Annotated in this window: 17 protein-coding genes; 8 read left to right on the top strand and 9 right to left on the bottom strand. The window is 72.9% G+C overall.

Annotation, left to right across the window (positions count from 1 at the left end):
* The coding region (locus HGCM_RS20270; protein ID WP_040399038.1) for a hypothetical protein at positions 1 to 184 on the top strand (184 nt) is incomplete at its 5' end.
* 31 nt (positions 185 to 215) lie between these two features.
* On the opposite strand, the gene HGCM_RS09520 is transcribed toward HGCM_RS20270, so the two are convergent.
* A complete protein-coding gene (locus HGCM_RS09520) occupies positions 216 to 620 on the bottom strand; it encodes a DUF2127 domain-containing protein (protein WP_019136612.1) in 405 nt (134 codons plus the stop codon).
* 343 nt (positions 621 to 963) lie between these two features.
* Here HGCM_RS09520 and HGCM_RS09515 point away from each other — a divergent pair, with 343 nt between their 5' ends.
* A complete protein-coding gene (locus HGCM_RS09515) occupies positions 964 to 1,212 on the top strand; it encodes a WhiB family transcriptional regulator (protein ID WP_019136611.1) in 249 nt (82 codons plus the stop codon).
* A 145-nt stretch (positions 1,213 to 1,357) separates the two neighbouring features.
* Here HGCM_RS09515 and HGCM_RS09510 read toward each other — a convergent pair whose 3' ends face one another.
* A complete protein-coding gene (locus HGCM_RS09510) occupies positions 1,358 to 2,839 on the bottom strand; it encodes a sensor histidine kinase (RefSeq protein WP_019136610.1) in 1,482 nt (493 codons plus the stop codon).
* 112 nt (positions 2,840 to 2,951) lie between these two features.
* Between HGCM_RS09510 and HGCM_RS18825 the strand changes: the two genes are divergently transcribed.
* The 6 genes from HGCM_RS18825 to HGCM_RS09480 all read left to right on the top strand — a co-directional run bounded on the left by HGCM_RS18825 (position 2,952) and on the right by HGCM_RS09480 (position 9,759).
* Positions 2,952 to 3,476 carry a DUF2505 domain-containing protein gene (locus HGCM_RS18825; protein WP_019136609.1) on the top strand — a complete coding sequence of 175 codons (525 nt, stop codon included), beginning with the start codon at positions 2,952 to 2,954 and terminating at the stop codon, positions 3,474 to 3,476.
* Between the two features lie 262 nt (positions 3,477 to 3,738).
* Complete coding sequence (locus HGCM_RS09500; RefSeq protein WP_019136608.1) at positions 3,739 to 5,061, top strand: ABC transporter substrate-binding protein; 1,323 nt, start codon at positions 3,739 to 3,741, stop codon at positions 5,059 to 5,061.
* 155 nt (positions 5,062 to 5,216) lie between these two features.
* A complete protein-coding gene (locus HGCM_RS09495) occupies positions 5,217 to 6,254 on the top strand; it encodes a carbohydrate ABC transporter permease (RefSeq protein ID WP_019136607.1) in 1,038 nt (345 codons plus the stop codon).
* Positions 6,251 to 7,168, top strand: a complete 918-nt coding sequence (locus HGCM_RS09490) for a carbohydrate ABC transporter permease (protein WP_019136606.1) — start codon at positions 6,251 to 6,253, stop codon at positions 7,166 to 7,168. Before HGCM_RS09495 ends, HGCM_RS09490 begins: the two co-directional genes overlap by 4 nt.
* Positions 7,169 to 7,263: 95 nt before the next feature.
* A complete protein-coding gene (locus tag HGCM_RS09485; protein ID WP_019136605.1) occupies positions 7,264 to 8,301 on the top strand; it encodes a LacI family DNA-binding transcriptional regulator in 1,038 nt (345 codons plus the stop codon).
* A gap of 201 nt (positions 8,302 to 8,502) precedes the next feature.
* Entirely contained in the window at positions 8,503 to 9,759 is a 1,257-nt protein-coding gene (locus HGCM_RS09480; protein WP_019136604.1) for a Glu/Leu/Phe/Val family dehydrogenase, read from the top strand.
* A gap of 33 nt (positions 9,760 to 9,792) precedes the next feature.
* On the opposite strand, the gene HGCM_RS09475 is transcribed toward HGCM_RS09480, so the two are convergent.
* From HGCM_RS09475 to HGCM_RS09445, 7 genes are all read right to left on the bottom strand, one after another.
* The gene (locus HGCM_RS09475) at positions 9,793 to 10,170 is read right to left on the bottom strand and encodes an META domain-containing protein (RefSeq protein ID WP_019136603.1); all 378 of its coding nucleotides are present in this window, start codon (positions 10,168 to 10,170) and stop codon (positions 9,793 to 9,795) included.
* Between the two features lie 25 nt (positions 10,171 to 10,195).
* Positions 10,196 to 10,921 (bottom strand): hydrogen peroxide-dependent heme synthase, encoded by a 726-nt coding sequence (hemQ, locus tag HGCM_RS09470; RefSeq protein ID WP_019136602.1) that lies wholly within the window; start codon positions 10,919 to 10,921, stop codon positions 10,196 to 10,198.
* Positions 10,918 to 12,081, bottom strand: coding sequence for a ferrochelatase (locus tag HGCM_RS09465; RefSeq protein ID WP_019136601.1), 1,164 nt, complete (start codon positions 12,079 to 12,081; stop codon positions 10,918 to 10,920). Before HGCM_RS09465 ends, hemQ begins: the two co-directional genes overlap by 4 nt.
* Before the next feature lie 168 nt (positions 12,082 to 12,249).
* Entirely contained in the window at positions 12,250 to 13,242 is a 993-nt protein-coding gene (locus tag HGCM_RS09460; RefSeq protein WP_019136600.1) for a carbohydrate ABC transporter permease, read from the bottom strand.
* Positions 13,239 to 14,174: a carbohydrate ABC transporter permease gene (locus tag HGCM_RS09455; RefSeq protein ID WP_019136599.1), complete on the bottom strand. Its 936-nt coding sequence runs from the start codon at positions 14,172 to 14,174 to the stop codon at positions 13,239 to 13,241. The genes HGCM_RS09460 and HGCM_RS09455 overlap by 4 nt, the downstream gene beginning before the upstream one ends.
* A 69-nt stretch (positions 14,175 to 14,243) precedes the next feature.
* The gene (locus HGCM_RS09450; RefSeq protein WP_019136598.1) at positions 14,244 to 15,641 is read right to left on the bottom strand and encodes an ABC transporter substrate-binding protein; all 1,398 of its coding nucleotides are present in this window, start codon (positions 15,639 to 15,641) and stop codon (positions 14,244 to 14,246) included.
* A gap of 130 nt (positions 15,642 to 15,771) precedes the next feature.
* Positions 15,772 to 17,460 carry a glycoside hydrolase family 13 protein gene (locus HGCM_RS09445; protein WP_019136597.1) on the bottom strand — a complete coding sequence of 563 codons (1,689 nt, stop codon included), beginning with the start codon at positions 17,458 to 17,460 and terminating at the stop codon, positions 15,772 to 15,774.
* Positions 17,461 to 17,762: the final 302 nt, after the last annotated feature.

The raw sequence follows: 17,762 nt of genomic DNA, 5'->3' as shown, positions 1-17,762 counted from the left end.
CGTCGCGGCGCGTCGGCTGCTCGTCCTGGACGGGCGGGACCCGGCGTCGGCGCAGCTTCTGGGGGCCGACGCGGCGCGGGCCGCCGATCCCGGGGCCCCACCGGGCCGCGGCGTGCTCGTCCAGCGCGGTCGGGTCGAGCCGGTGCAGGTGTTCGACGCGCCGTCCGGGCGCCTGCCGGGCTAGGGCCGACGGGAGCCGGCTCCCCTGTGCGGGCTCAGCCGGCCGTCGGGTCGCCGGGCTCCGCGGGGACCGTCGCGGCGACCACGGAGGGCAGGAGGAGGCCGACGCCGACGACGAGCGCCACCAGCAGCACCACCACCGCCCAGACGCTCACCTGGGAGGACAGCCAGCCGACGGAGAGCACGACGAGCAGGACCTGCCAGACCATGACGAGCGAGCGCGCCCAGCGCCGCCCGCGCCAGAGCCCGCGCGCGGCGAGCGCGAGGAGCGCCGCGACGCCGAGTGCGAAGACGGCGAGGAACGTCGATGCTCCCGGCAGCTGCGCGCGACCCGATACCACATCCGTGAGCCACGCCACGCCAAGCCCGGCGAAGGCCGCGGCCTCCAGGACGGCGAGCGCGCAGACCGCGACGAGGGGGGCGGGGCGTCGAGGGTTCACCCGGCTGAGCCTAGGAGATGTGTCCGGGACGTCGGGCTTCTCCGTCTCCGACGCCGCGACCTGCGACTTCACCCGCGACCAGCGCGCTCGCCGCTGACCTGGACATTCGTCAGGCAGTGTGACGGCGGCCACGGCGCCGCGCCGCACAGCGGGCTCTCAGCGGGCGCTCGAGTGTGATCAACGCCTCAGCCGTTACCCCATCGAAACCTCTTCGTAACCCTTGTGCGTGGCCCGGCGAGGGTGTGAGGCTTGATCCAGCACGTCCCCCACCCCACAGATCACACGTGGTCACGCACGCCCGCAGACCCGGGCGCGGACCGGCGTGTGCCAAGGAGCGAAGCACATGGATTGGCGCCACCGCGCAGCATGCCTCGACGAGGACCCGGAGCTGTTCTTCCCGATCGGCAACACGGGCCCGGCGCTGCTGCAGATCGACGAGGCGAAGGCCGTCTGCCGCCGCTGCGACGTCGTCGACACCTGCCTCAAGTGGGCGATCGAGACCGGTCAGGACGCCGGCGTCTGGGGCGGCATGTCCGAGGACGAGCGTCGCGCCCTCAAGCGCCGCACCGCCCGCCAGCGCCGCGCGAGCTGACCTGCTCGCACCGCTCGGGCACACCCCGCAGCACGGGCTGACGACCCGCGACCACGTCACCGACGGACCGGACCGCCTCGCCGCGGCCGGTCCGTCGTCATGTCCGCCCTCGCTCGCGATGCCCGCTCCAGCGGCGAGGGACCGGTCAGAACGCGCCGCCGCCGTCGCGCAGCGAGGCGAGGCGCGCCTCGACGACGACGAGCGTCCCGCCCCCCTCGCGCCCGCGCCACTCGATCGACCCGTCGAGCTCGTTCGCGACGAGCGTCGACACGATCTGGGTGCCGAGCCCCGTGCCCGCCCCGCGATCGGCCGGGAGCCCGGCGCCGTCGTCCGCCACCTCGACGCGCAGCCGGTCGCCGTCCCGCTCGGCGACGACCTCGACCGTCCCGCTCTCGCGGCCGTCGAACCCGTGCTCGACGGCGTTCGTCACGAGCTCGGTCAGCACGAGCGCGAGCGCCGTCGCGTCCTCGGCCGGCACGGACCCGAACGTGCCCCGCACGATCGTCCGGACGTGCGCGCCGGCGGTCGCGACATCCGCGGCCAGGCGCAGGCTGCGCCCCACGACGTCGTCGAACGGCACGGTCTCGTCGATCGTCTGCGAGAGCGTCTCGTGCACGAGCGCGATCGTGGCGACCCGGCGCATCGCCTCCCCGAGGGCGTCGCGTGCCTCGGGCGAGCTCATCCGGCGGGACTGCAGGCGCAGCAGCGCGGCCACCGTCTGCAGGTTGTTCTTCACGCGGTGGTGGATCTCGCGGATCGTCGCGTCCTTGGTGATGAGCTCGCGCTCGCGCCGGCGCAGCTCCGAGACGTCCCGGCACAGCAGGACGGCCCCGATGCGCTGGCCCTCCTCGGTGAGCGGCACCGCGCGCAGCGACAGCGCGACGCCGTGCGACTCGATGTCCGTGCGCCACGGCGCGCGCCCCATGAGGACGAGCGGCATCGACTCGTCCACGGTCGAGCTCTGCTCGACGAGGTCCGTCGTCACCTCGACCAGGGAGCGCCCGGTGAGGTCGCCGATCGCGCCGAGCCGGTGGAAGCACGACAGCGCGTTCGGACTGGCGTAGATGACCTCGCCCTCGGCGTTGAGGCGCACGAGCCCGTCGCCCACGCGCGGCGCGCCCCGGCGCGGACCGGTCGGCGCGTCGGGCAGCGGGTACTCGCCACGCGAGATCATCCCGAAGATGTCGTCGGCCGCCTCGACGTAGTTGAGCTCCAGGCGGCTCGGGGTCCGGGCGCCGCCGAGGTTGGTCTGCCGGGCGAGCACCGCGATCGCCCGTCCGTCCCGGACCACGGGGACCGCCTCCTCACGCACCGCGTAGGAGCCGAACCAGCGCGGCTCGCGCGAGCGCTGGGACCGCTTCTCCTCCAGCGCGCGCAGCAGCTGCGGGCGCTGACCCTCGGGCGCGAGCGAGCCGACCACGTCGTCGTAGTGCACGGTCGCGCCCGTGGAGGGCCGGCTCTGCGCGATGGCGACGAACTCGCCGTCCTCACGGGGCAGCCAGAGCACCAGGTCGGCGAACGCGAGGTCGGAGGCCACCTGCCAGTCGCCGACGAGCAGGTGCAGCCACTCCACGTCGGCGGCGTCGAGCTCCGCGTGGCGACCGACGAGCGCGCTCAGGGTGGACACGGGCCCAGGGTAGGCGCCCGCGGGGATCGCGCGTGCGGGCGTCCGGGTAGCCTCGCGACGAGACGCGGGCGGCGGGCGGCCGGCCCGCCGCACCCTGCGCCCGGGAGGAACGGTGCACCTCGTCGTCGAGCACGAGCTGGCGGCCGACGTGGCCGAGGTCGCGGCGCTGCTGACCGACCCCGGCTTCCTCGCGCAGCGCGCGCGGTCGGTCTCGGAGGGCGACGCGGAGGTCGACGTCACCGCCGGGGCCGGGGCGCCGCTGACGGTGACGACCCGCCGCGGGCTGCCGACCGACCAGATCCCCCACCAGCTGCGCCGGTTCGTCGGCGAGCGGCTGGAGGCGCGGCAGGTCGAGGCCTCGCAGGAGCCCGGCGCGGACGGGTCGCGCAGCGCGACGGTCGTCCTCGAGATCGTCGGGGCGGCCGTGCGCCTCACCGGCACCGCGCGCCTGGAGCCGACGGCGGCCGGGTCCCGGCTGCGCTACGAGGGCGACCTGCACGCGGGGGTCCCGCTGCTCGGTCCGGCCGTCGAGCAGGCCGCGGCCGACGCGATCCGCGCCACGCTGGCGGACGAGCACCGCGTGACGGAGCGGTGGCTCACCCGTCCGGACCGGTTGCAGCCGGGTCACGACGCATAACGATTCCGTAACACGGAGCGGGTGAGACGGGCCCCTGACCTGCGACGACGCAGCGTGGGATCGCTACCACGAGGACCTCGTCCTTGACACCGTCCGGACCCCGGACCATTGTTCAGGCCAGCGCATGGGAACGCTCCCGCAACTGCGGAGGGGAGCGCTCCCATGCCGGGTCCACAGGCCCGAACGGCGGACGCCCGCAGTGCGGAGGGCGGAGGCCGACCAGGTACGGCGACGTCGCCGTCCGACTGACAAGGGAGTCACAGTGCGCACCACCTCTCGCAAGTTCATCGCCGCCACGGCGGGTGCCGCGAGCATCGCCCTGCTCGCGACGGCCTGCTCGACGGGCGGCGGCGGCGGCAACGCCGAGGAGACCACCGACCCGAACGCGAAGATCACGCTGACGGTCGCGACGTTCAACGACTTCGGGTACACGGACGAGCTGCTCGCCGAGTACACGAAGCTGCACCCGAACATCACGGTCAAGCAGACGAAGGCCGCCAAGTCCGACGACGCGCGCCAGAACCTCACCACGAAGATCGCCGCGGGCGGTGCCGGCCTGGCCGACATCGAGGCGATCGAGAACGACTGGCTGGTCGAGCTCCTGCAGGTCTCGGACAAGTTCCTCGACCTCAAGGACCCGGCGGTCGACGGCCGCTGGCCCGACTGGAAGAACGCCGCCGCGACGTCGACCGACGGCCGCCTCATCGGCTACGGCACCGACATCGGCCCGGAGGGCATCTGCTACCGGACCGACCTGTTCGAGAAGGCCGGCCTGCCGACGGACCGCGCCGAGGTCGCCGAGCTCATCGGTGGCGACTCCGCCACGTGGGACTCCTACTTCGACGCCGGCAAGAAGTTCGTCGACGAGACGGGCATCGCGTGGTTCGACTCGGCCGGCGCGCTCTGGCAGGGCATGGTCAACCAGGTCGAGTACCCGTACGAGAACGAGGACGGCTCGGTCAAGCCGCTCGCGGACAACACCGAGATCCACGACCTCTACAACAAGGTCCTCGAGGCCTCGGTCGACGACAAGCTCTCCGCCGGCCTCGCGCAGTGGGAGCAGGACTGGACCGCCGCCTTCACGCAGGACAAGTTCGCCACGATGCTCTGCCCGGCCTGGATGACCGGCCCGATCAAGCAGAACGCGGGCGACGCCGGCCAGGGCAAGTGGGACGTCGCGGACGTCTTCCCCGGCGGTGGCGGCAACTGGGGCGGCTCGTGGCTGACGGTGCCGGCCTCCGGCAAGAACACCGCCGCGGCGAAGGAGCTGGCCGCGTGGCTGACCGCTCCTGAGCAGCAGATCAAGGCGTTCGAGAACGCCGGTACGTTCCCGAGCCAGATCGAGGCGCAGAAGTCCCAGACGCTCCTCGACTCGAAGAACGAGTACTTCAACGACGCGCCGGTCGGCCAGATCTTCTCGAACCGCGCCGCCGCGATCACCGTGTCCTCGTTCCGTGGCCCGAACTACTTCAAGATCGGCCAGACGATCACCGACGCGCTGCGCCGCGTGGACGTCGACAAGAGCCAGGACGCCGCTGCCGGTTGGGACCAGGCCGTGAAGGACTTCAACGCCCTGGGGCTCTGAGTCCGAACGCCTGACGGTCCGTAGGACCCACGAGGGGTGGGGGCGACTCCGCGTCGCCCCCACCCCCGTCAGGCCCACCGAGCACGATCCGGTTCCTGGGCAAGCAGCGCCGCGCGCCCCGACCGGCAGGATCGCCCGACCACCCGAGGTTCGCCATGTCGCTCAAGTCGCCCGCGCCGCCGGCGCCCGCCCCCGAGGCCCCCTACCGCGCGCCGCGGCGCGTCGGGTTCTCCCAGACGCTCAGCCGCTGGGACGTCAAGGTCTCGCCCTACCTCTACATCTCCCCGTTCTTCATCCTCTTCGCCGTCACGGGCCTGTTCCCGCTCGTGTACACGGCCGTCGTCTCCCTGCACCAGTGGACGCTCCTGGGCGGTCAGGGCGACTTCGTCGGCTTCCAGAACTACATCGACGTGTTCAACCAGCCGAACTTCTGGAAGTCGCTGCGGAACACGTTCTCGATCTTCCTGTTCTCGTCGGTGCCCCAGGTGGTCGTCGCGATCGCGATCGCCGCCCTGCTCGACCAGAACCTGCGGGCCCGCACCTTCTGGCGCATGGGCGTGCTGCTGCCGTACGTCGTGGCCCCCGTCGCCGTGGGCCTGATCTTCGGCCGCCTGTTCGCCGACCAGTCCGGCCTCATCAACGCGTGGCTCGGCGCGATCGGCATCGACCCCGTCAAGTGGCACGTCGACGTGATCCCCAGCCACATCGCGATCGCGTCGATGGTCAACTTCCGGTGGACCGGCTACAACGCGCTGATCTTCCTGGCGGCCATGCAGGCGGTGCCGCGCGAGCTCTACGAGGCGGCGATCATCGACGGCGCCGGCCGGATGCGGCAGTTCTTCTCGGTCACCGTGCCGCAGATCCGCTCGACGATCATCTTCATCATCATCACGTCGACGATCGGCGGCCTGCAGATCTTCGACGAGCCGCGCGTCTACGACGAGTACGGCACCGGTGGCGCCGACAAGCAGTGGCTCACCACCACGCTGTACCTGTACGACCTCGGGTGGGGCACGCAGGCGAACTTCGGCCGCGCGGCCGCCGTCGCCTGGCTCCTGTTCATCGTCATCATCGCGATCGGGCTCGTGAACTTCGCGATCACGCGACGCATCTCGTCGGGTGACGCCCCGAAGATGACCCGCAACCAGCGCCGGGCCTACGCCCGCGCGAACGCCGCGAGGAGGAACCGATGAGCTCCATCGGCGTCACCCAGCAGACCGCCGGCAAGGGCGCCGCCCGCGCCGCGTCGAAGAAGCGCAACCGCAAGCTCGTCGGCGGCTACGACCGCCGGCCGCGGTGGGTCACGTACGCGATCCTCGCCCTCGCCGTCGTCATCGGCATCCTGCCGCTGTACTACACGCTGATCATCGGCTCGTCGACGCCGGGCGAGATCGCCGCGAACCCGCTCCCCCAGCTGTTCCCGGACGCGAGCCTGTTCGCGAACTTCTCCGCCGTCATCAACTCGACCGCCTTCTCCTTCTGGAAGGCGTTCGGCAACTCGGTGATCATCGCGGTCGTCACGTCGCTGTCGATCGTCCTGTTTTCCACGCTGGCCGGGTTCTCGTTCGCGAAGCTCCGCTTCCGCGGCCGCGGCCCGCTGCTGCTGTTCGTCATCGCGACGATGGCCGTGCCGACCCAGCTCGGCGTCGTGCCGCTCTACATCGTCATGAGCCAGCTCAACTGGATCGGGCAGCTGCAGGCCGTCATCGTGCCGGGCCTCATCACGGCGTTCGGCGTGTTCTGGATGACGCAGTACCTCGAGTCCGCGCTCCCCTACGAGCTCATCGAGGCCGCCCGCGTGGACGGCGCGTCGCTGTTCCGCACGTTCTGGTCGATCGCGCTGCCGGCCGCACGGCCCGCCGCGGTCATGCTCGCGCTGTTCTCGTTCGTGCAGCAGTGGACGAACTTCTTCTGGCCGTCGATCGTCCTCAACCAGAACAACCCGACGCTGCCGCTCGCGGTGCGGCTGCTGCAGGCGAACTACTTCGTCGACTACACGCTCGTCCTGGCCGGCGTGTTCCTCGTGACCCTGCCGCTGCTGATCCTGTTCATCTTCGCCGGCCGCCAGCTGGTCGCGGGGATCATGTCCGGGGCCGTCAAGGGCTGAGCGGTCGCTCCCTCGGGGGCGGAGGTACGCCTTCGCCCCCGAGGCCCACCTGGCGCTAGCGTTCGCGTGCCGGGTCCGTCAGGGAGGGGAAACCCGTGGTGGAGACCACCCACGAGCAGCCGGTGCGCGCCAGCGCACCGACGCTCGAGCAGGTCGCCGAGCTCGCCGGGGTGTCGCGGTCGACCGCGTCGCGGGCGATCAACGGCGGGCTGCGCGTGTCGCCGGAGGCCCAGGCGGCCGTCGACGCGGCCGTCGCGGACCTCGGCTACACGCCCAACCGCGCGGCGCGATCGCTGGTCACGCGGCGCACCGACTCGATCGCGCTCGTGATCCCCGAGCCGGACGAGCGCGTGCTCTCCGACCCGTTCTTCGCGGGCATGCTCAACGGCCTGTCCAGCTCGCTCGCCGACTCCGACATCCAGGTCGTCCTCGTCATCGCGCGCCCCGGCGACAGCCAGCGGACCGTGCGGTACCTGCGCAACGGCCACGTCGACGGCGCCATCGTCGTCTCCCACCACCGCGCCGACGACCTGGACGAGACGCTCATGACGTCGCGCCTGCCCAACGTGTTCGTCGGCCGCCCGTACTCGCGCGAGTCCTCGCACGTGCACTACGTCGACACCGACAACTTCGAGGGCGGGCGCCTGGCGACCCAGCACCTCGTGGAGCGCGGCTGCCGCCGGGTCGGCACGATCGCCGGGCCGGTGGACATGTCGGCCGGCGTCGACCGGCTCGACGGCTGGCGCTCCGCGCTGCAGGCCGCCGGCCTGCCCGACGACGCGGTCGCGCACGGCGACTTCTCGATCGAGTCGGGGGCACGCGCCGCCCGCGAGCTGCTCGCGGCCCACCCGGACCTCGACGGCATCTTCGTCGCGTCCGACCTCATGGCCACCGGCGCGCTCGGGGTGCTCGCCGAGCACGGCCGCTCCGTGCCCGACGACGTCGCGGTCGTCGGCTACGACAACATCGGCGTCGCGGCGACGACCACTCCCCCGCTGACGACGGTGATCCAGCCCGTCGCCGCGATGGCCCGCGCCGCCGGCTCGCGGCTGATGGCCCTGCTGCAGGGCGAGCGGATCCCCGACGAGCCGCTCATCTTCGCGCCCGAGCTCGTCCGCCGCGCCTCCGCCTGACACCTCCGGCCGGCGCGTCCGGCGCGCCCACGCCGGGTCGCGCGCCGGCGCGGGCGACGAGGCGTGGACGTTCCCGACTCACGTGGTGGTCCACCGCGGCACGCGCGCGCCCGGGTGGCAAGGTGTGTGTGGCGCACGCCACGGCAACGGAGCCGTGGCGGCGTCTCGACTCGGGGGCTCCCGGAGGGACCAGGAGGACGCATGGCGCAGGACACCGGCCGTTCACCGCTCGCGACGGCGCAGGCGCAGCTCGCGACGGCCGTCGAGATCCTCGGCTACGAGGAGGGCATGCACCGCATGCTCGCGACGCCGCGGCGGGAGATGAACGTCGCGGTCCCGCTGCGACGTGACTCCGGCGAGATCGAGCTGTTCCAGGGCTACCGCGTCCAGCACAACATCTCCCGCGGGCCGGGCAAGGGCGGGCTGCGGTACTCCGCGTCCGTCGACGCGGACGAGGTGCGCGCGCTGGCCATGTGGATGACGTGGAAGTGCGCCGTCGTGGACGTGCCGTACGGCGGCGCCAAGGGCGGCGTGACGATCGACCCGAAGCAGTACTCGACCGCCGAGCTGGAGCGCGTGACCCGGCGGTTCACCTCCGAGATCATGCCGATCATCGGGCCCGAGCGGGACATCATGGCGCCCGACATCGGCACCGACGAGCAGACCATGGCCTGGGTCATGGACACGTACTCGGTGAACCTCGGCTACACCATCCCGGCCGTCACGACCGGCAAGCCGCTGCAGGTCGGCGGCTCGCTCGGCCGGGCGACCGCGACCTCCCGCGGCGTCGTGCACTCGGCGCAGGCCGCCCTGGCGGACGCGGGCGTCCAGCTCTCCGAGGTCACGGCGGCCGTCCAGGGGTTCGGCAAGGTCGGCTCGCACGCCGCGCGGTTCCTGCACGAGGCCGGGGCGCGCGTCGTCGCGGTGAGCGACGAGCTGGGCGGCGTGCACGCCCCCGACGGTCTCGACGTCAACGCGCTGCTCCGCCACGTCGCGGCGACGGGCACGGTCACCGGCTTCGCCGACGGCGACCCGATCGACAACGACGCGCTGCTGGCCCTCGACGTCGACGTCCTCGTGCCGGCGGCCGTCGAGGGCGTCCTGGACGAGGAGTCGGCCGGGCGCGTCAAGGCCCGCTGGGTGGTCGAGGGCGCGAACGGCCCGACCACGACGGCCGGCGACCGCGTCCTGGCCGACCGGGGCGTCGTCGTGGTGCCGGACATCCTCGCGAACGCCGGCGGCGTGGTCGTCTCCTACTTCGAGTGGGTGCAGGCGAACCAGGCGTACTGGTGGACGGAGAAGGAGATCGCGGAGCGCCTCGAGCACCGCATGCTCACCGCGTACCAGGCGGTGGCGGCCACGGCACGCGCGGAGGGGATCACCCTGCGCGACGCCGCGCTGACGATCGGCGTGCGCCGCGTCGCCGAGGCGCACCAGATCCGCGGCCTGTACCCGTGACAGCCCGCTGACGCACCGGCGGGGCGCCGGCCCTCACGCGAGGTCGGCGCCCGCCGCCGGGTCGCGGCGCAGCGTCAGCGTCGCTCCCCCGGCGACGAGCTCCAGCGCGCCGAGCGGCGCGCCGTCGTCCTCGGTGCGCAGCACGAGCGGCCCCGCGAGCAGCGCGGTGACCGCCTGCTCGACGGCGGTGGGTCCCGGCGGGCCGGCCATCATCGTCGAGACGACCGGCCCGAAGGTCAGAGTGTCGCCCTCGAGCGTCCACGTGCCGCGGACGCGGTTCACGCCCGCCTTGCCCACCAGCTGCCCGTCGCCGTCGAAGCGCAGCCAGGCGTCGGCCTGCTCGAGGTCCTCCGGCGTCGCGTCGGTGCCGTCGAGCCCCGCCACGCGCCACTCGCCGATGAGTCGCTGCATGCGGCGATCATGGCACCGGGGCCGGTCAGGCGCGCGGCTGCCGCTCCGCCCACGCCGCCAGCTCGATGCGCGGCCCGGTGAAGAACGGCACCTCCTCGCGCACGTGCAGGCGCGCCTCGGTGGCCCGCAGCTCGCGCATGAGGTCGACGATGCGGTGCAGCTCGGGCGCCTCGAACGCCAGGAGCCACTCGTAGTCCGTCAGCGCGAACGACGCGACGGTGTTCGCCCGCACGTCGGGGTAGTCGCGCGCGGCGGCGCCGTGCTCGACGAGCATGCGCCGGCGGTCCTCCTCGGCCAGGACGTACCAGTCGTACGACCGCACGAACGGGTACACGCACAGGTAGTCGCCGGGCGCCTCGCCCGCGAGGAACGCGGGGACGTGGCGCCGGTTGAACTCGGCGGGCCGGTGCAGGCCGACGACCGACCACACCGGCTCCAGGTGCGCGCCGAGCGCGCTCGCCCGCAGCCGCTGGTAGGCGCCCTGGACCTGCTCGACCGTCTCGGCGTGCCACCAGACCATGAGGTCGGCGTCGGCGCGCAGGCCGCCCACGTCGTACCAGCCGCGCACGACGAGGCCGTCGTCGGAGGCGACCGCCGCCAGCGCGTCCTCGACCGCGGTGCGACGCGCCGCGTCGTCGGCCGGCAGCGGCGCGGCGGACGCGAAGACGGACCACATCGTGTAGCGGACGGTCGCGTTGAGGGCCTCGTGGTCGGAGGCGCCCGGCGTCGGGCCGGTGGTCGGGGTGCTCATGCGTGCGGGTCCTCCGAGCAGGCGGCGGGGCGGCCGCTGTCGACGCCGTCCTGGCGACGGCAGCAGCCGGGGCGGCAGGCGCTGGGCCGGGCAGGCAGCCAGCCGGTGGTGACCGGCTCGGCGGGGACCTCGCCGGCGTCCAGCGCGCGGGCCTCGGCGGCCCGCTCGACGAGCAGGTCCACCAGCCCGCGGACGAACACCTCGCGGGTGCCGACGGTCGCGGCGCGCACGGCCGTCATGCCGAGCTCGGCGGCCGTCTCCATCGCCTCGGTGTCGAGGTCGTAGACGACCTCCATGTGGTCGGAGACGAACCCGATCGGGGCGATGACGACGGAGCCGACGCCCTCCTCGTGGAGGCGGGCCAGGTGGTCGTTGACGTCGGGCTCGAGCCACGGCTGGCTCGGCGGCCCGGACCGCGAGCAGTAGGTGAGCTCCCACTCGACGGTGTGGCCGAGTCGCACGGCCGCCGACGCGGCGACCGTCGCCGCGACGTCGAGGTGCTGCTCGCTGTAGGACGGCCCGCAGGCGCCCGAGGCGGCCTCCATCGTCGTCGGCACGGAGTGCGTCACGAAGACGAGGCGGGCGTCGGCCGGCAGGTCCTGCCACGCCTCGACGACGGCGTCGACGTTGCCCTGCACGAAGCCGGGGTCGTTGAAGTAGGGCCGCACCTTGTCCAGCACGAGCGGCTGCTCGCCCGGCGCGAGCCCGAGCTCCGTGCCGAGGTCCTCCAACGACGACCAGAAGTCCTCGCGGTACTGCCGGCACCCGGAGTACGACGCGTAGGCGCTGGTCACCAGCGCGACGACCCGCCGGGCCCCGTCGGCGTGGGCGGCCCGCAGCGCGTCCACGGTGTACGGGGTCCAGTTCCGGTTGCCCCACACGACCGGCACGTCGATGCCGCGGCGCCGCAGCTCGCCCTCGAGCGCCTCGCGCAGCGCGATGTTCTGGCCGTTGATCGGGCTCGCCCCGCCGAAGTGGTGGTAGTGCTCGGCCACCTCGGCGAGCCGCTCGTCCGGGATCCCCTTCCCGGCCGTGACGTTGCGCAGGAACGGCAGCACGTCGGCGGGGCCGTCCGGGCCTCCGAACGACGCGAGCATCACGGCGTCGTAGGGGGCGAGCGGCGAGGGCGTGGGGGTGGGGCGCAGGTCTTCGGCGAGCACCGACCGATCATCGCACCGGCCGTCGCGCGGGCCCGAACCGAGACGTCGTCGCACGGGCGTGATCCTGATCCGACAACCCGTCAGCAAGGCGCCGCGCCCGCACGGGCACGGGCCGGCCGCCGCGGGAGGCGGCGACCGGCCCGTGCGCTGCCCGTCTGCGGAGGGCGCTCAGCCCTTGACCGCGCCGCCGAGCCCCGCTCCGCGCAGGAACATGCGCTGGAACACCAGGAACATCGCGATCGGGATGAGCGTCGAGATGGCGAGCGCCGCCATGAGGGTGCCCTTGTCGACGTTCGCCATCGACTGCAGGTAGACCGACAGCGGCTTGACCGCGTCGGACTTCAGGACCAGGAACGGCCACAGGAAGTCCTTCCACGACGCAATCACCGCGAACACCGAGACGACGCCGATGATCGGGCGGCTCATCGGCAGCACGACCGACCAGAACAGCCGGAACGGCCCGGCGCCGTCCATCCGCGCGGCCTCGAACACCTCGCGCGGCAGCGAGTCGAAGAACCGCGCGACCAGCACGACGTTGAACGCGCTCGCGCCCGCCGGCAGCCAGACGGCGAGGTAGTTGTTGACGAGCGACGCGCCCACGGGCGGGTCCACGACGATCTTGTACAGCGGGATGAGCAGGACGACCGCGGGCACGAGCAGCGTCCCGACGACGAGCGCGTTGACCACGCGGGCCCACGCCGGCCGCAGCACCGAGAGCACGAAGCCGCCGGTCGTCGCGACGAGCACCTGCACGGCCCACGAGCCGAGCGCGACCCACACGGTGTTCATGAAGAACTGCCCGATGTGGTACCGGTTCCAGGCCTGCTCGAGGTTCGCGGTCGTGGCGCCGTTCGGGAACAGGGCGAGCGGCGTGGCGAGGATGTCCTGCGTCGGCGTGAAGGCGAACTTGCCGAGCAGCAGCAGCGGCCCCAGGCACCAGACGAGCAGCACGACGAGCAGCACGAGGTGCATCGCCCGCCACGTGTGCTTCACCGCGGGGCGGCGCCAGTCGGCCGTCGACAGCGCCCCGCGGTCGGCCTCGCCGTCGCGGCGACGGCGCCGACGGCGCAGCTGCGCGGCGACCAGGACGGCCGGCCCGCCGGCCTCGACGGTCCCCGGGCGGGCCGTGGCGGGCGGGGGCGTGCTCTGCGTGGTGGTCACGACTGGCTCCAGGAACGCGTCAGGCGGAAGTAGACGAGCGACATCAGGGCGAGGAACGCCGCGAGCAGCAGCGACAGCGCGGTCGCCTGGCCGAAGTTGTTGCCCAGGCTCGCGAACGCCAGGTTGTAGACGCGGAGCATGATCGTCTCCGTCGCGTGGTTCGGGCCCCCGTTGGTGAACAGGAACGGCTCGAGGAAGACCTGCGCCGTCCCGATGACCTGCAGGATCAGCGTGATCAGCAGGACGCCGCGCAGGTGGGGCATCGTCACGTGCCAGACCTTGCGCCACACCGACGCGCCGTCGACCTCCGCCGCGTCGTACAGCTCGGCGGGCACGCCGACGAGCGCCGCGAGGTAGATGATCACCGTGCCGCCGGCGGCCGCCCAGGTGGCCTCCAGCACGAGCGACGGCATCGCCCAGGTCGCGCTGCTGAGCCACGGGAACGGACCGAGCCCGACCCAGCCGAGCACGGTGTTGAAGACGCCCTCGGGCCGGGGGTCGTAGAAGAACTTCCACAGCAGCACCGCGACGACGGGCGGCACGACGACGGGCAGGTACGCCAGCACCGAGTACAGGCCCTTGCGCCGCCGGAGCTCGCTCATGAGGACCGCTGCGACGAGCGGCACCGGGTAGCCGAACACGAGCGCCAGCAGCGCGAACCAGGCGGTGTTGCGCACGACCGTCGGCAGCAGCGGGTCCGCGAAGACGGCCCGGAAGTTGTCGAGGCCGACCCACGTGGCGGCGTCGGTGAGGTTGGTCTTCTGCATGCTCATCACGACGGCCGAGACGATCGGCCACCAGGAGAACACGCCGAAGACGAGGAGCAGCGGGAGCGCGAAGACGAGCGCGCTCAGGCCACCCCGGCGCACCCACGTCGCGGGCGTGCCCCGGCGGCGGCTGCCGCCGGCGGGTCGGACGACGTCCGTGGTCATGGACCTGCCTCCCTCCGGGACGGCGGCCCGGCCGGGGGCTGGTGCAGCCCCCGGCCGGGTCGGACGCCGTCAGCTGTTCTGGTCGATGATCCCCTGGGCCGTCGTGTTGGCCGCCTCGAGCAGCGCGTCCACGTCGGCGTTCTTGTCGGTGATCACGGCCTGCACCACCGGGAACAGCTGGGCGTACAGGTCCTGCACCGAGGCGGACGCCTCGGGCACGAGCGTCTGGTCGAACATGACGTCCGTGTAGCCCTTCATGTCCTCCAGCGGCACGTTCACGTACTCCTGGATCCAGGACAGGTTCTCCTCGTAGAGCTCCTTCGAGAAGATCGGGAGCACGGGCGTGCCCACGGCCTGGGCCGGGTCGGCCTCGGCACGCGTCTTGGCGTCGGCCACCGCCTGGTCCTTGTCCTGCAGCTTCGACAGGTACCACCAGTCGATCCACTTCACGGCCGCGTCCTTCTGGGCGTCGGTCGACTGCTTGGTGACGGCCGCGAGCGTGCCGCCGGTGAGCGCGCCGCCCGAGCCGGACGTCGGGATCGCCGTCAGGCCGTAGCCCCAGTCCTCGGTGACGCCGTTGCTCTCGACGAGCGCGTTGTAGACGTCGGAGCCCGACGTGTACATGGCGAGCTCGCCACCGGCGAAGGCCGCGTTGATCTCGCCCCAGCCGAGGTCGGCGCGGGCGAGCAGCGACTCGTCCTCCCAGCGCAGGGCCTTGAGCCACTCGAGGTGCTCCTTGACCGCCGGGTCGGTGAGCGTGGCCGTGTACGTCGAGCCGTCGGAGGTCTCGATGACGCCGCCGCGCGCGTTCGCGCCGGCCGCGAGCTGCCAGCCGCCCGCGTTGTCGAGGGCCATCGTCGCGTAGCCCGCGACGCCGGTCTTCTCCTTGATCTGCTGGGCGTACTGCCGGACCTCGTCCCACGTGGTCGGCGGCTTGTCGGGGTCGAGCCCGGCCTTCTCGAACAGGGTGCGGTTGTAGTGCAGCGCGACCGCGTAGATCGACTTCGCGGGGACGGCGTAGATCTTGCCGTCCGAGCCGGTGCCGTTGGCGATGAGCTCCGGGTTGAAGTCCTCGCCGTACGGCAGCGCCCGCACGTTCGCGTCGATGTCCGCGAGCTGGCCGTTCTGGATGAGCGTCTTGCCGTCGGTCAGCGGGATCTCGAACACGTTCGGGAGCGTGCCGCCGGCGAGCTGCGTGGTGAACGTCGAGGCGAGCCACTCGTAGTCCTGCGGCTCGACCGTGATGTTCGGGTACTTCTCCTCGAACGCCGCCACCCGCTCGGCGAGCTGCTGCTTCGCCGCGTCGTCGGCCGTCGGCAGGAGGCCGGCGACCGTGATGGTGACCTTCTCGGTGCCCGGGGACGCGCTGTCGCCGCCCTGGGGGTCGTCGTCGGTGCTGCAGGCCGCCAGCAGGCCGAGGGACAGGGCCCCGGCCAGGGCGAGCGCGGTGATGCGTGAGGACCTCATCGTCACTCCTTCGAGAGGTACGCCCTGACCGGTGTCAGGTCGCGGTGGGTCGTACGGGGTGTGGTGCTGCGGGTCGTGCCGGTGGTGCGTGCGGGTGCTGCGTGCGGTGCGGGTGTCGTGCGGTGCGGGTCTAGGGGGTCGACGTCGCCTCCTCCGTGCCGGGACGGCTCGCGTCGGGGGAGCCGGTGGCCAGGCGCAGCCAGGCGGCGGTGTCCCGCGGCAGGCGGCCGCGCTCGAGCGGGTCGCTCGTGAGCAGGACGTCCGCGTGGGGCGGCAGGTCGACGGGCTCGGACCCGAGGTTGACGACGCACGCGAGGTCGCCGCGGGCGAACGCCAGCACGTCGGCGCCCGCGTCCAGCCAGGCGAACGGCCCGTCGCCGAGCGCGGGCTCGGCGCGACGCGCGCGCAGCACGTCCCGGTACAGGTGCAGCATCGACGCCGGGTCGGAGGCCTGGGCCTGCACCGTGAGGCCGGCCCACTGCGCCGGCTGCGGGAGCCACGTCGCGGTGCCGTCGGGGCTGAAGCCGAAGGGCGGCTCGGAGCCCGCCCACGGCAGCGGGACGCGGCAGCCGTCGCGGCCGGGGTCGACCCCCTGCGAGCGGACGTGCATCGGGTCCTGGATGAGCTCGCGCGGCAGGTCCTCGACCTCCGGCAGGCCCAGCTCGTCGCCCTGGTAGAGGTAGAGGGAGCCCGGCAGCGCCGCGGTGAGCAGCGCGGCGGCGCGGGCCCGCCGCCGGCCGACGGCCAGGTCGGTCGGGGTGCCGAACCGCTTCGCGGCGAACGAGAACGAGCTGTCCCGGCGGCCGTAGCGCGTGACGGGCCGCGTCACGTCGTGGTTCGACAGCACCCAGGTCGCCGGCGCGCCCACCGGGCCGTGCGCGGCGAGCGTGGTGTCGATCGACTCGCGCATCGCGGCCGCGTCCCACGGGCGGGCCATGAAGTCGAAGTTGAACGCCGTGTGCATCTCGTCGGGCCGCAGGTACTGCGCGAACCGTGCCCGGTCCGCCAGCCACACCTCGCCGACCAGCACGCGCGTGCCCTCGTAGGAGTCGGCGAGCTTGCGCCAGGCGCGGTAGACGTCGTGGATCTCGTCGCGGTCGACGTGCGGGTGCTCGCCGGGGCCGTGCTCCTCCCGGTACTCGGGCAGGGTGTGGTCCTTGACGAGGAGCGCCGCCGAGTCGATGCGGATGCCGGCGACGCCCCGGTCGAACCAGAACCGCAGCACGTCCTCGAACTCGGCCCGCACGTCCGGGTGCGACCAGTTGAGGTCGGGCTGCTGCGGCGCGAACAGGTGCAGGTACCACTCGCCCGGCGAGCCGTCGGGGTTCGTCGTGCGCGTCCACGTCGACCCCTGGAAGTCGGAGACCCACCGCGTCGGGATCTCGGAGCCGTCCTCCCCCTTGCCCGGGTGGAACCAGAACCGCTCGCGCTCCGGCGAGCCCGGCCCGGCCGCCAGGGCCGCCTGGAACCAGGCGTGCTGCTCGGAGACGTGGTTCGGGACGATGTCGATGATCGTGCGGATCCCGAGGGCCAGCGCGTCGGCGATGAGCGCCTCGGCCTCCTCGAGCGTGCCGAACGCCGGGTCGATCGCCCGGTAGTCGGCGACGTCGTACCCGCCGTCCGCGAGCGGCGACACGTACCAGGGCGTCACCCAGATCGCGTCGATCCCGAGGTCGCGCAGGTAGGGCAGGCGCGAGCGCAGGCCGGCCAGGTCCCCGGTGCCGTCGCCGTTCCCGTCCGCGAAGCTGCGCGGGTAGACCTCGTAGATCACGGCACCCCGCCACCAGGTGGGGGCGGTGCTGGGCTGGGCGTACGCCACGCGGGTCTCGTCTCTCGTGGCCCGGGTCCGGGCGGTGGTCTGCGTCGGGTGCTGCCGTGCTGCTCCGACGTCGTCGTCGGGCGCCGCACGATGCCCGCGGCCCCTCGTCGACGTCCTCGTCGTGGTCAGGACACTAAAGGTCTCGACTGTCAGCACGCAAGAACCTGACAACGTAGTTATCGAAGCGTGACCGTCGCGCGCCCGTTAGTCGATCGGCACACGACGTGCGCGGGCGCGGCGGCGGCGCGCGCGTCCGCCCGCACGAGGCGTGGGCGGTCGGGCGCCAGGTCGCGCGGCGACCG

Source organism: Cellulomonas massiliensis JC225 (genome assembly GCF_000312005.1).
GTDB lineage: Bacteria > Actinomycetota > Actinomycetes > Actinomycetales > Cellulomonadaceae > Cellulomonas > Cellulomonas massiliensis.
Note: the sequence above shows the minus strand (reverse complement) of the source record. Positions and strands in the feature narration are given on the sequence as shown.

Bases quoted from the DNA above. Each gene is read 5' to 3' on its own strand.
- HGCM_RS09515 (WP_019136611.1), top strand. From the start codon at position 964: ATGGATTGGCGCCACCGCGCAGCATGCCTCGACGAGGACCCGGAGCTG.
- HGCM_RS09490 (WP_019136606.1), top strand. From the start codon at position 6,251: ATGAGCTCCATCGGCGTCACCCAGCAGACCGCCGGCAAGGGCGCCGCC.
- HGCM_RS09480 (WP_019136604.1), top strand. From the start codon at position 8,503: ATGGCGCAGGACACCGGCCGTTCACCGCTCGCGACGGCGCAGGCGCAG.
- HGCM_RS09455 (WP_019136599.1), bottom strand. From the start codon at position 14,174: ATGACCACGGACGTCGTCCGACCCGCCGGCGGCAGCCGCCGCCGGGGC.
- HGCM_RS09475 (WP_019136603.1), bottom strand. From the start codon at position 10,170: ATGCAGCGACTCATCGGCGAGTGGCGCGTGGCGGGGCTCGACGGCACC.
- HGCM_RS09450 (WP_019136598.1), bottom strand. From the start codon at position 15,641: ATGAGGTCCTCACGCATCACCGCGCTCGCCCTGGCCGGGGCCCTGTCC.
- HGCM_RS09495 (WP_019136607.1), top strand. From the start codon at position 5,217: ATGTCGCTCAAGTCGCCCGCGCCGCCGGCGCCCGCCCCCGAGGCCCCC.
- hemQ (WP_019136602.1), bottom strand. From the start codon at position 10,921: ATGAGCACCCCGACCACCGGCCCGACGCCGGGCGCCTCCGACCACGAG.